This is a genomic window from Nocardia sp. NPDC005978, from assembly GCF_040614455.1.
Classification (GTDB): domain Bacteria; phylum Actinomycetota; class Actinomycetes; order Mycobacteriales; family Mycobacteriaceae; genus Nocardia.
Map to the genome: position 1 here is coordinate 1 of NZ_JBEXUS010000048.1, position 12,610 is coordinate 12,610.

The 12,610-nt window shown below is 67.3% G+C and carries 11 protein-coding genes and 1 pseudogene; 2 read left to right on the top strand and 10 right to left on the bottom strand.

Annotation, left to right across the window (positions count from 1 at the left end):
- The 9 genes and pseudogenes from ABZ319_RS21940 to ABZ319_RS21980 all read right to left on the bottom strand — a co-directional run.
- Window positions 1-350, bottom strand: a pseudogene (locus tag ABZ319_RS21940) (hypothetical protein); the annotation flags it as partial.
- Window positions 351-478: 128 nt separating this feature from the next.
- Entirely contained in the window at window positions 479-1,642 is a 1,164-nt protein-coding gene (locus tag ABZ319_RS21945; protein WP_354988315.1) for an MlaD family protein, read from the bottom strand.
- A gap of 5 nt (window positions 1,643-1,647) precedes the next feature.
- Complete coding sequence (locus ABZ319_RS21950) at window positions 1,648-2,760, bottom strand: MlaD family protein (protein ID WP_354988316.1); 1,113 nt, start codon at window positions 2,758-2,760, stop codon at window positions 1,648-1,650.
- The gene (locus ABZ319_RS21955; protein WP_354988317.1) at window positions 2,757-3,857 is read right to left on the bottom strand and encodes an MCE family protein; all 1,101 of its coding nucleotides are present in this window, start codon (window positions 3,855-3,857) and stop codon (window positions 2,757-2,759) included. The genes ABZ319_RS21950 and ABZ319_RS21955 overlap by 4 nt, the downstream gene beginning before the upstream one ends.
- Entirely contained in the window at window positions 3,854-4,852 is a 999-nt protein-coding gene (locus ABZ319_RS21960) for an MCE family protein (protein WP_354988358.1), read from the bottom strand. Before ABZ319_RS21960 ends, ABZ319_RS21955 begins: the two co-directional genes overlap by 4 nt.
- Window positions 4,852-5,883 (bottom strand): MlaD family protein, encoded by a 1,032-nt coding sequence (locus ABZ319_RS21965; protein WP_354988318.1) that lies wholly within the window; start codon window positions 5,881-5,883, stop codon window positions 4,852-4,854. Before ABZ319_RS21965 ends, ABZ319_RS21960 begins: the two co-directional genes overlap by 1 nt.
- Window positions 5,880-7,337 (bottom strand): MCE family protein, encoded by a 1,458-nt coding sequence (locus ABZ319_RS21970; RefSeq protein ID WP_354988319.1) that lies wholly within the window; start codon window positions 7,335-7,337, stop codon window positions 5,880-5,882. Before ABZ319_RS21970 ends, ABZ319_RS21965 begins: the two co-directional genes overlap by 4 nt.
- 12 nt (window positions 7,338-7,349) lie before the next feature.
- Entirely contained in the window at window positions 7,350-8,213 is an 864-nt protein-coding gene (locus ABZ319_RS21975; RefSeq protein WP_354988320.1) for an ABC transporter permease, read from the bottom strand.
- A 3-nt stretch (window positions 8,214-8,216) separates the two neighbouring features.
- The gene (locus tag ABZ319_RS21980; RefSeq protein WP_354988359.1) at window positions 8,217-9,035 is read right to left on the bottom strand and encodes an ABC transporter permease; all 819 of its coding nucleotides are present in this window, start codon (window positions 9,033-9,035) and stop codon (window positions 8,217-8,219) included.
- Between the two features lie 505 nt (window positions 9,036-9,540).
- On the opposite strand from ABZ319_RS21980, the gene ABZ319_RS21985 reads away from it, so the two are divergent.
- Window positions 9,541-10,206 (top strand): S1 family peptidase, encoded by a 666-nt coding sequence (locus ABZ319_RS21985; protein ID WP_354988321.1) that lies wholly within the window; start codon window positions 9,541-9,543, stop codon window positions 10,204-10,206.
- Window positions 10,207-10,289: 83 nt separating this feature from the next.
- Here the strand turns inward: ABZ319_RS21985 and ABZ319_RS21990 are convergent, their stop codons facing one another.
- A complete protein-coding gene (locus tag ABZ319_RS21990) occupies window positions 10,290-10,910 on the bottom strand; it encodes a hypothetical protein (RefSeq protein WP_354988322.1) in 621 nt (206 codons plus the stop codon).
- A gap of 141 nt (window positions 10,911-11,051) precedes the next feature.
- Between ABZ319_RS21990 and ABZ319_RS21995 the strand changes: the two genes are divergently transcribed.
- Complete coding sequence (locus ABZ319_RS21995) at window positions 11,052-12,449, top strand: cytochrome P450 (RefSeq protein WP_354988323.1); 1,398 nt, start codon at window positions 11,052-11,054, stop codon at window positions 12,447-12,449.
- The last annotated feature ends 161 nt before the right edge of the window (window positions 12,450-12,610 follow it).

The window sequence follows — 12,610 nt, forward strand, 5'->3', positions numbered from 1 at the left end:
CAAAAGCGGTATGTCGGTGAGGTTGTCTGGATATCGTCCGTGCCATCTACCCCTCGGGCGTCCGGCCCCCCGCGCGGCGGCGCGGGTGCCGGCGCCTTGGCGGCGGCCTTGGGAGCGGGCGCCTTCTTGGGAGGCTGCGGAATCGCGGTGTCCGACTCCTTGCTCAGCTCGGGCTTGCCCGCCTCGGGCGCGGCGGCCGGAACCTTCGCGGTCGCCGCGTCGGCGGCGGGGATCTGCGCGGTCTCGGCGGCGCCGGAACCACTGTCGGAACCGCTCCCAGGGGCTACGGCCTCGGCCTTGGTGGTGGCCTCGTCTTCGGTTGTCTTGTCCTGGGCGGCGTCATCCGACATGGATCGATCCCCACCTTTCCCGGCGCGCTGCGGACGCGCCGTCTCGGTTCAGTTCAGCGAGTATGCCGGAACCGGCGGCCATCGCCGCCGGTAGCCGGATTTTTGCACCGCTGCGCGGTGGAGTTCTGTTATTTGATGGGCGGCAGCGTCCGCTCGCTCGGATCGGCGCCGGCCGGCGGAAGTGCGCCGTTGTCCGGCACATTCGGCCGCGGGGCGTTGCCCGAGCCACGGATCTGGGTGCCCGCGTCCGGATTGACGCAGTAACCGGTCCACTTCGGCAGTGAACCCTCGGTCGCGGCTTCGTTGCGCACCTTGGCGGTGGGGTATTCGCAGCTCGGTCGCGGCCAGATATCCAGGATTGTGTAGAACTCGCCGTCATGGGCGGGTACGCCCATGGCCGAGGTGCCCACCACGAGCGAGGGGAACAACGCTCGCAGCGCCGGAGCCCGCAATTGCGCGGCCTTGGTGACGGCGGCGAAATTGGCGGCCAGGCTGCTCATCGGGTCCGCGGTGCGGTCCAGGACCGCACCGAGCGACTCGAACTGCCCGGGTGCCTGCTCCAGGATCGTCTGGAGCTCGGCGTTGGCATCGTTGAACTGCCGGAACAGAACGGACGAGTTACGAGTCAGCGTACCCAGATCCGGCTGCGCGAGCGAGGTCGTGGCGTTGATGGTCTGCAGATTGCGGATCAGGTTGGTCGTCTGCGGCAGCAGATTGTCCAGACCGGTGGTGGCCAGGCTGATCCCGTCGATCAGCGAGCGCAGCTGATCCGGGCCCCCCGACAGGGCCGTGTCGAGCTCGGTCAGGATGACGCTGAACTGATCCGGGTTCACCTGCGCGATGAGCTCGCTGGCGTTGTCGAGCACCGACCACACCGGGGTCGGCGTCTTGACCTTCTCCTTGTCGAACTGCACGACCGACCCGTTGTCCAGGAACGGCGCGCCGTCCGAGGCGGGACGGAAGTCGATGTACTGCTCACCGGCGCCGGACAGCGCGCCGACCGACACCACGGTGTCCTTGGGAATGCGGTACTTCGAATCGATTTCGACGGTCGCCGCCAGCGCCGAGCCCTTGTCCACCAGCTTGATCTCGGTGACCTTGCCGACGCGGTAGCCGCGCAGGGTCACGTCGTTGCCGGCCTGCAGCCCGCCGGATCGGTCGAGATTGACCGTGACCCGGTAGGTTTCGCGGGTCGGGTTGATCCGCATGACGCTCACGGCCAGGTACGCCGCGCCGAGCAGCAGGATCAGGACCAGGGCTCCGTTGGAGACCAGGTTCTTGTGGTTCTTCACCCAGTTCACCGGTGGCCCCCGTTGATTCTGCCTTGGACGATCTGCAGCACCTGGATGAGGCTGCCGGCGAAATCGTTGAGATCGCGGAGATCCTGCCACTTGCTGTTGGCCGGATCGGTGAGCGCGCCGATGTCGAGCATGCTCAGGGTCGCGCCGACCGCGAGCGTGTTGCCCTTGAACGAGGCGTCGGCCAGCGGCCGGATCTCGTGCAGGGCGTCGAGCATCGGGCCGAAGTCCTGTTCTGTGCGCGCGAGGGCGTTCATCAGCTGGTGCACGTTGTCGAGCAGGCTGGCCAGCTGATCCTGGGTGGTGTTGGCGTAATCGCCCAGGGCCGCACTGGTTGTGGACACCTTGGTCAGCAGTTCGCCGATGGCCTGGTTGTTCTCGGCGATGGCGCCGATCATGCCGGGCAGCGTGTCCGCGACCTGGCCCAGCTCACCGCGATTGGTCTCGAGCGTGTCCGCGAGCGCGCCGAAGTTGGCGAGCACGTTGTCGATGTTCTGGCTGTTGGCGTTGAGACTGCCCACGACGCCGGTCATCTCGGTGATCAGGTGCGCGAGTTGCGGACCCTTGCCACCCACGATGGAGTCCATCTCCGCCATGAGCTTGGACAGGCTCGCGATGCCACCGCCGTTGAACAGCAACGACACCGAGAGCAGCAGCTCTTCGACGGTCGCGCCGGCCGAGGTCTGGGTGAGCTCGTCGCCGTCCTTCAGGGGCGTGCCCGCCACGTCGGACTTGGGCTTGGACACCGCGACGAAGACGTCACCGAGCGGGGTGGCCTGGCGCAGTTCGGCGGTGGAGTTGGCGGGTAGCTCGATGTCCTTGCGGATGTCGAGGTCGACGATCGCCTTGAAATCCTTCGTCGTGATCTTGGTGACCACGCCGACGTCCGAGCCGCCGATCTTGACCTTCGCCTGATCGGGCAGGTTGAGCGCGTTGTCGAACACCGCGTGCACGGTGTAGGTGTCATCGCCCGCACCGGGTTTGGGCAGCGGCAGGCTCTCCACGGTCAGGCCGCAGCCCGACGTGGCGAGCGCGGTGGTGGCCGCCAGGGCCACCACGACGCGGCGGGTCCGGGTGCTCGCCCGCAGCTGGGCCACGAATCGATTGTTCATCGCGTCAGTCCCAACATCGCGGCGGTCAGACCGAAATCGGGTCCCATGTCCTCGATCTTTCCGGTGCGGCAGCCGTCCGCCTTCATCTGCACCCGCTCACAGAACAGGCTGATGATCTCGCCGGACAGCGCGGTGCCGATCAGGCCGTGCAGGCGGATGAAGCCCTTCTCCCGGTTCACCGAACGGTCCAGGTTCTGCATGAGCAGCGGGGCCACGTCCACGACCTCGGTCACGCCGGCCGCGTTGTCGCGCAGCTGCTGGGTGACCGCGGTGAGTCCGGTGAGCGTGCCGTTGAGCTGGTCGGCGTACTGCGAGAACGCGCCACTGGTGTTGCCCAGGAAGCCGTTCAGCTGATCCAGGGTGGCCTGCAGACCCGGGGCCTGCTCGGCGAGCAGCGAGCTCATCTGGGTCAGGCGGTTGCTGAAGTCGCGCACCGACTGGTCGTTGTCGGCCAGCATCGTGGTGAGCTCGTTCAGCTTGATGATGATGGTCGAGACGGCGTCCTTGTTGTCGACGCCGATCTTCAACGCGCCCGAGAGCGAGTTGAGCACGTCGCGCAGCTTCTCGCCGTTGCCGTTCATCATCGGGTAGAGCACGCGGCCCGACAGCGGGCCGATGCCCTCCTGGCCCTCCTGCGGCTTGAGCGCCGCGGAGAAGGCGTCGATGGTCTTGATCATGGTGTCCAGCTCGACCGGGGTCTTGGTCTGCTGGACGGTCAGGTGCGCGCCGTCCTTCAACTTCTCGCCGCCGGTGTAGCGCGGGGCGAGCTCGATGTGCCGGTCGGTCACGATGGACGGCGAGATCAGTGCCGCGACAACGTTCTTCGGCAGTTCGACGCCCTTGTCCACGGTCATGTGGACCTCGACGTACTGGCCCTTGGGCACGATCTTGTCGACCTTGCCGACCTCGAGGCCGAGGACGGTGATCGGGTTGCCCTCGAACATGCCCGCGATATTGAGGAAGTCGGCGGTGATGTGCTGGGTCTGCCCGACCGCGTCCTTCACCCCGAGCGGGACGACGGAGCAGCTGGCCACCGCCAGCGTCGCCGCACCGACCATGGCGGCCTTGGTGATTCGGGCGAAGCTTCTGGATGTCATTTCTGCACGCACCCCTCGATCACCTGGACGGAGCACAGCCAGTTGTCCGGGAACAGCCACGGCAGCGCGACCTCGCCGTAGTTGCCGTTGCCGAAGACGTTGTTGAACTGCCGCACCGCTGGCGGCATGATCTGCAGCAGCCGGTCCAGGTTGTCCTTGTTCTTCTGCAGACCGTCGGCCATGGTGTTCAGCTGGATCAGGGTCGGGCCGAAGAGATCGTTGTTCTCGGTTCCGATGGCCTGCAGCTGCCCGCTGAGCGCGGCGATGTTGTCCAGCAGGGTGCGCAGCAGCGTCTGGCGCTCCATGACCCGGCTCGCGATCGCCTCACCCTGGGTGATGACCAGCAGCACGCTGTTGCGGTTGTCGCCCAGGATGCGGGTCACCCGGTCCAGGTCCTTGAGCAGCTGATCGACCGCGTCCTTGCGATCGTTCATGGTCTTGGCCAGCGCGCCGATGGAGTCGAGCGCCTGCACCGTGAGCTGCGGGGTGTCGCCCAGCTGCTGGTTGATCAGATTGAGCGATTCGGCGAGCTTGACCGTGTCCAGGTTCTCGAACTTCGGCGTGCCCTCCTGCACCACATCGGACAGGTTGTACGGAACCGAGGTGTTGGACTTGGGGATTCGCTTGCCCGGCAGGCCGGAACCGTCGCCCGGGTCCAGGTCCAGGAACCGCGCGCCCAGCAGCGTCGCCATCTTGATGGAGGCGCGGGCATCCGGGCCCAGCTTCACATCGTCGTTGATGGCGAGGGTGATCAGCACGTGGTCGCCCTCGAGCTCGGCGCCGGCGACCCGGCCCACCGAGACGCCGGACACGGCCACCTTGTCACCGACCTTGATGCCCGCGGTCTGCGCGAACTCGGTCTTGATGCTCTGCTCGCCGACACCGATCATCTTGAACACGCTCGACGCCAGCAGCAGGCCGACGACGACCGCGGCGCCGAGCACGCCGAGCCAGAAATTGCGGTTGGATTCGAAGCGGGACTTCAGTTTCGCCATCATGGCCGGCACACCGCCGAGTGGTTGTTGCCGCCGATCTGACTGAACAGACCGCGCGGGAAGAGGACTCCGTAGAGCGAGACATCCAGGGTGCACAGGTACGCGTTGGCGTATGCGCCGTTCTGGGTGAACTTGCCGACGTCGGAGAGGATGCCGGGCAGATCCACCGCGACCTGGTCCAGCTTGTCGCCGTTGGCGAGCAGCAGGGTCAGCGCGTCACGGGTGGAGGTCTGCGCCAGGGCCAGCTTGGGCTGGATCAGCCCCATCATGCCGACCAGGGCGGTCGTGGCGTCGGCGATCTGCACCGTCGAGGCCTGCAGCGACTGGCCCTGCTCGTACAGCCCGCCGATGAGCGAACGGGTCTGGGTCACCAGGGTTTCCAGTTCGTCGCCGCGCTTGGCCAGGCCGGACATCACGCCGGACAGGTTGGTGATCACGTCCGAGAGGATCGCGTCGCGCCGCTGGAAGTCGCTCGCCAGCGCCGCGGACTGGGTGATGAACGCGGACAGCGAGACGTTGTCGCCCTGCAACGCCTGGATGAAGGTGTTGGACAGGTTGTTCACCTGCTCCGGCTGCAGCACCTCGAACAGCGGCTGGAAACCGTTGAGCAGCCCCGAGATGTCGAACGACGGCTCGGTGCGCTCGAGCGGAATCGAGGCCTTGTTCTTGAGCGGCGTGTGATCGCCGCCCTTCTTGTCCGGGGCCAGCGCGATGTAGCGCTGCCCGATCAGGTTCTGGTACCGGACCAGCGCCTTGGTGTCGCCGAACAGCGTCTGATCGCGCTGCACGATGAAGGTGACCTTGGCGTCGTTCTTCTTGTCCAGCTCGATGGTCTCGACCTTGCCGACGCGCACGCCCGCCATGCGGACGTCGTCGCCCTCGCGCAGGCCGAGCACATCGCTGAAGGTGGCCGTGTAGGTGTTGGTCTTCCCGTCCACGGTGCGCGCCAGCGTGTTCCAGATGACCGTGGTCACCAGGATCGCCACCACGGCGAAGAGGGTGAAGCCGATCAGCGGTTTGCGAATGCTCATCGACCGGCCCCGGTTTCGGTCACTTGCAACGTTCCACCCCTAAGGATCGAGCTGAGCAGCAGGTACTCGCCGGCGGTCGGCCGCCGGCCCAGGATCTGGGTGATGGCGTCGTCGGAGTTGTAGGAGATCGGACCGGCGGCCGGGGCCGCGGCGGGCGCGGCAGCGGGTGCCGCGGGTGCGGCCGGCGGCACCAGGTTCGGGAACAGGCCCTGCAGCGGGGTGCCCGCGAAGGGGTTGCCCGCCTGCGGATCCGGCTGGGTGATCTCCCCGCCGGTGGTCAGGCCCGGCAGGCCCGCCAGGCCCGGCGGCAGCGTGAACGGGCCCAGCCCGGCGGCCGAGTCCAGGGCCTTGGGCCGCATCGACTCCGGCAGCGTGCCCGGATCCGAGACCAGCGGCGCGGTGCCACAGCTCGGGGCGGCCAGCTCGCCGTAGCGCGGGCAGTCGTCCCGGGTCCACGGCTTGTACGGGGTGAAGGTCAGGCCCAGGTTCCAGACCATCTGCCGCTGCGGCCCCCAGGTGAAGGTCGTCATCAGCTTGCGGACCGACTCGTTCAGGTTCTTGATGGCCAGCGGGATCGCGTTCGGGTCGTCCGAGAGCGCGCCGAACAGCTCGCTGGTGCCCGAGGTGACCTGCTTGCCCACATCGGGATTGCGCGCGAAGAGGGTGTTGACCTTGTCGACGGTCCCCGACGCACCCGCGATGAGCGAGATGAGCTCGCCGCGGCGGTCGGAGATGGTCTGCGCGGTCTTCACCGAATCCGCCAGCACGCCCATGAGTTCGGGCGCGGACTGGTTCAGCGCGTGGAACGAATCGGAGAAGTCGGTGAGCATGACGCCCAGATCCGGAATCGACTCGTCCACCGCGAGCAGCCACCGGTCCACGCGCTCGATCGTCGAGCCGGGCATGCGGCCGCTGCCGTCCAGCGCGTAGGACAGGGTGCCCAGCACCCGGCCGAACTGGATGGGATCGATCTTGCTGAGGATGTTGCGCACCGTGGTGAGCGTGTCCTGCAGTGCGATCGTGCCTTTGGAGCGGTCCTCCTCGATCTGCGACCCCTCCTTCAGGTGGGCGGCGTCGCTGCCGTTGTAGACCAGTTCCACCGAGGTGACGGCGAAGAGGTTGGACGGCACGACGCGCGCCGTCACGTTCGCCGGGATGCCGTCGGTGAACTCCGGCTTCATCTCGATGTGCACTTCTTGCAGCTCGCCCTTGGCGGCCACCGAGACGTCCTTGACCGCGCCCACGAGCACGCCGCGGAACTTCACGTCGGCGTTCTCGGGCAGCCCGTCACCGGTGGTGGTGAGATTCGCGGTGACGTTGATCTTTTCGACGAAATAGCCCTTGTACCGGGCCATCAGGAATCCCAGAATGATCGCGAAGACCACGAGTCCCGCGACACCCGCTATGAGCAGCTGTCGCATCGTCGGTCCGCGCCCGCTCGGATCGATGATCATCGTGTGCGCCCCCTATCCCGAGATCCGGATACCGGGGTCGACGCCCCAGATCGCCAAGGTCATGAACAGGTCCGCGAATACCACCGCGATGATGCAGAGCTTGATCGCGCGACCGGCCGCCACACCCACGCCCTCGGGGCCGCCGGAGGCGAAGAACCCGTAGTAGCACTGGATGAAGGTGGTGATCGCGACGAAGATGATCGCCTTCGCCAGTGAGTACAGCACATCCTGGGGTATCAGGAACTGATAGAAGTAGTGCTGGAACGTGCCGGACGCGGTGCCGCCGATCAATTGCACGGTCAGCGAGCAGGAGATGTAAGCCAGCGGCAGCGCCAGGCAGTACAGCGGCACGATGGCGATCATGGCCGCGATCATGCGGGTGCTCACCAGGTATGGAAGCGGCCGGATCGCAACCGATTCCAGCGCGTCGACCTCCTCGGAGATGCGCATGGCGCCCAGCTGCGCGGTGAAGCGGCAGCCGGCCTGGGCCGCGAAGGCGAGGGTGGCGAGCATGGGCCCGAGTTCACGCGTGGTGGCGAACGCGGAGATGGCGCCGGTGAGCGGGCTGAGTCCGAGCAGGTTCAGCGAGGTGTGGCCCTGGATGGCGACGGTCATGCCGCCGAACGCCGACAGGATGAGCACGACGCCGATGGTGCCGCCGCCGACCACGAGATTGCCGTTGCCCCAGGTGACGTCGGACAGCAGTCGCCAGACCTCTTTGGGGTAGTGCTTGAACGCCATCGGCATGGAGCCGACCGAGCGCAGGAAGAAGAAGACCTGATGCCCGATGCGCGCCAGGAAGTCTCGGGGCGAGTTGGCGACGCCCCGGATGCGTTGGAACGGCCGCAGCAGCGGCGGTACATACGTTGCTGACACGACTCAGACCATCTGTGGTGGGAACAGGGAGTTGTAGACCTGCGTGAGGATCAGGTTCACGCCGAAGAGCATCACGGCGGACATGACGACCGCGGTGTTCACCGCGTTGGCGACGCCGCCCGGGCCGCCGCGCGCGTTGAGGCCGGCGTCGCAGGCGATGATCGCGGCGAGCACGCCGAAGATGAGCGACTTGAGCAGCGCGACGAACAGGTCGGTCGTGATCGCGAACGAGGCGAAGGTGCCGATGTAGGAACCGGGGGTGCCGCCCTGGGCGAAGATGTTGAACACGTAGCCGGTCAGGAAGCCGACGAACACCACGAAACCGCAGAGCAGGACCGAGACCAGCATGGCCGCGCCCAGTCGCGGGGCGACCAGGCGGCGCATGGGATCCACGCCCATCACCTTCATGGCGTCGATCTCCTCGCGGATGGTGCGCGAGCCGAGGTCGGCGCAAATCGCCGAGCCGACCGCGCCCGCGATCATGAGCGAGGTGACCAGCGGCGCGCCCTGCTGAATGATGCCGAGGCCGTTGGCCGCACCGATGAACGAGGTGGCGCCGACCTGCCCGGCGACCGAGCCGACCTGGATCGAGACGATGACGCCGATCGGGATGGCCACCAGCAGGGTGGGCGCCGCGGCGACATTGGTCATGAAGGCGCACTGCCGGATGAACTCCGCGAACGGGAAGCGCTTGCGGAAGATCGCGATGAAGAGCTCCGCGATGGCCGACACGCCCATGGCGATCATTCGCCCGCCGGTCTCCAGGGACCGCTTGGGGTGATCATCCCAGTAGCCCTTGGCCCAGTCGACCGCACCACTCACCTTCGACCCGGCTGGGCTCCCCTGCCCGTCCTGGCTCTTGGTCAACTGCACTGACTACCCCTCTCGACGCCGGGATACCCGCCTCCGACGACTGTTTGCTTGACGCACCTTACTACGGAGTTAGGAAAAACACATCACGCTCTTGTGGTTCCGGTCATAGAGCCGGATCACTTTCATAGAACGACTGTGAACAGCCACGTCACGGTTGGTTTTCGTCACAAAGAACCAGGCAGAAGACTAGAACTTGTTCTAATTCCGACTAACCGTCCAGCAGTTTTACGGAGAGGCGAACGAGACCGGTATGAATTAAATGGAAAGAAATTCTCGTAATTCAATAGCTAATACGTATTATTCCGCGCTCCTCATCCAACTAGGTGCGAACCAAAACTTCGCGCAGGACACGGCTCGGCAACATGCGGCAGTACAAGCGGCCCAGTGGGACGAATACTGACAGGATGAGGGACGCAGGTTGGTCCTAAGCGGCTTCCGAACTTTCTGGAGGGACATGATCAGGAAACTCGCCGGGGCGGCAGGGGTCTTCGCCGTCGCCCTGAGTACGGCGTTGCTGGGCACCGGGGCCGCGAACGCAGATCCCGCGCCGGCAGTGATCGGCGGCGGCTCCGGGATCATCATCGACGACATGTTCGAGTGCACCGTCACCACCATCGGTCACGACGGCGCCGGACGCCTGGTCGGGCTGACGGCCGGGCATTGTGGTGACGCGGGCGCCGAGGTGTACGCCGAGAAATCACGGGGCACCGGGCTGATCGGCAAGTTCGTCTACTCCAATCACGATCTGGATTACGCGGTCATTCAGTTCGACCCGGACCGGGTTGTTCCGGTGAATCGCGTGGGCAATGTCGCCATCACCGGCATCGGCGGTCCCCCGGGATTCCCGATGATCGTCTGCAAGGAGGGCCGGACCACCGGCAATACCTGCGGCATTTCCTGGGGCGACGTTTTCAACAGCAGCATCGAGACCTGGAGTCAGATGTGCGTCGTCGAGGGTGACTCGGGCGCGCCGGTCGTGGTCGGCAGCACGCTGGTGGGCATGGTGAACGCCTACCTCGCGGTGGCCTGCTTCGGGCCGGAGGTCGGCACGAACATGTCGACGATCATGAGCGACATCAATGGGCGCGGCGGGATCGGCTCGGGGTACTACCCGATCTGATTCGCGGCGAGAACGACGGAGCGGGGCGGGGATCCAACCGGATCCCCGCCCCGCTCGCGTTCGCGGCTCTCACTCCGCCGATCTCACAGGGCCGCGACGCACACCACGAGTTTGCGTTCGGGATAGGTATAGCCCCGGCCGCCCACCGTGCAGTCGTCGGCGCTGGACGTGCCCTTCACGATGGCCAGCACCCGGACCGCGTCCTTGCCGGTCCTGGCCGCGCAGTCGATGCGCGCCGGATTGTCCGAGCCCAGGTCCATGCAGTCGCCGACGACCCAGTCGATGTCGAGGCACAGCGCGCCGGTCTCGACGCCGGCGATGGTCCGGAAATAGGCCTGATCGGCGTCGCGCGGGCACTGATCGTTCGTGGGCGCCTTGGCGATCACCTTGTAATTGGCGTCGGTCGCGCCGCAGGTCGCCTTCACGATGGTCGCGTCGGTCATGGTGCCGCCCAGCCGCACGCAGTCCCCGACCGCGGCGTCGAAGCCGGTGACCCCGCCCTTGTCGTTCCGGTCGGCGGCCTGTTCGGCCGGGGTCTTGGGCACCGGCCGGGTCGGGGGCGGCGAGGTCGGGGGCGGGGGCGGATCGGCGGCCAGCGAGGCCAGCGGGCTGCCGTCGGAGATATCGCCGCAGCCCGCCAGGAGCGGGGTTGCGGCGGCGATCACCGCGGCGGCGATCCGGGCGGAAATCTGCTGACGCGACACGCGTTCGTCCTAAATTCGAGGTACACCGGGCCCTGCTTCAATGCCCATGCATACACCACGCCCGTCGGCACCGTCGACCGGCGCGTCCACGGTCGAGGGCGGCGCTCGAACCGCCCCGCAGGTCAACTCGTATAGGGGAGCATGAACAGCGCCGCCGGACCGGCCGGGCCCGAAACACCTTCGCCGCCACGCGAACCGCGGTTCGTGCCGTTGCACGCGGCCGCGGCGGGGCTGGATCTCGAGCGGTACTTCCGGTGGCGGCGGGCGCGCGAGGGCGATCCGTTCCGCATGCGGTTCCCGGGGCTGGGATCCGCCGTGTTCACCGGGAGCCCGGCGGGCGCGCGCGAGGTGTTTCGCGCGCCGGTGGAACTGCTGGAACCGCCGCTGCCCAATCCCATCGAGCCCATGGTGGGCGCGGGGTCGCTGATCCTGGCGCGCGGGGTGCGGCATCGGAACGGGCGGACGCTGCTGATGCCCGCCTTCCACCGGGCGCGAATCAGCGCGTACGGCAGTGCGATTCGCGACGCGGCGCGGGCGGAGATCGCGGGGGAGCGGACCGGGCGGGCGTGGACGCCGGGCGCCCGCGTGGACGCGCGGGACGCGGCGCGCGCGATCACCCTGCGTGTCATTCTCACCGCGGTGTTCGGCATCGAGGACCCGGACCGCCGGGCGGAGTACACCGCCGCCACCACCGCGTTCCTGACCGCGTTCGGCGGGCCGCTGTTCCTGGTTCCGGCCCTGCGGCGCAGGATGTTCGGGGTGACCGGGTGGGAGCGGTTCACCGCGGCGCGGGATCGGGTGGACGCCCTGCTCGACGGCGAGATCGCGCGGCGGCGCGCCGACATCGACGCCGGGGCGAAAGACGCTGGCGGACAGGACATTCTGGGCATGCTGCTCGCGGCCCGGTACGACGACGGCGCGCCGATCGGGGATCTCGAACTGCGGGAGCAGTTGCGCACCCTGCTGGTCGCGGGGCACGAGACCACCGCGACCGCCCTGGTGTGGGCGCTGTACCGGCTGCACCGCGCGCCCGCCGTGCTGGAGCGCCTGCGCGCCGAACTGGCGGCGGCCGGGCCCGAGGCGGATCCGGCCGAGCTCGCCGCACTGCCCTACCTGGACGCCGTCTGCCAGGAGACACTGCGCATGCACCCGCCGGTGCCGATCGTCCTGCGCAGGCTCACCGGTGACTACGCCCTGCGCGGGACGCCCGTGGTGAGCGGTGACACCATGGGGCTGTCGGTGCAGCTGTTGCACTCCGATCCCGAGGTGTGGCCCGAATCGCACCTTTTCCGCCCCGAGCGCTTCCTCGAACGGCGTTACAGCCCATTCGAATTCGCACCGTACGGCGGTGGTCACCGGCGATGCGTGGGCGCGGCGCTGGCCGATTACGAACTGCGGGTGGTGCTGGCCACGGTGCTCGGCGCGGTGCGCCTGCGGCTCGCGCCGCGCTTCGCGCGCGGGCGCGTTCTACTGACCGTGCCGCACAATATCGCCCTCGGTCCGCGTGCGGCCATCACCTTCGACATACCCGAACCCTGATACGACTCCAGTGATCTCCCTCACAACCATGTTTGGCCCGACGTGAGCGGGGGTGGCGGCCGGACGACCGGATCGTTTCTCGAATCGCCGGTGCGAACGGCACATACACACCCGCGGGGCCGAACGCGAGCGGTTGTGTGTCACAGAGCACACCTGCCGGT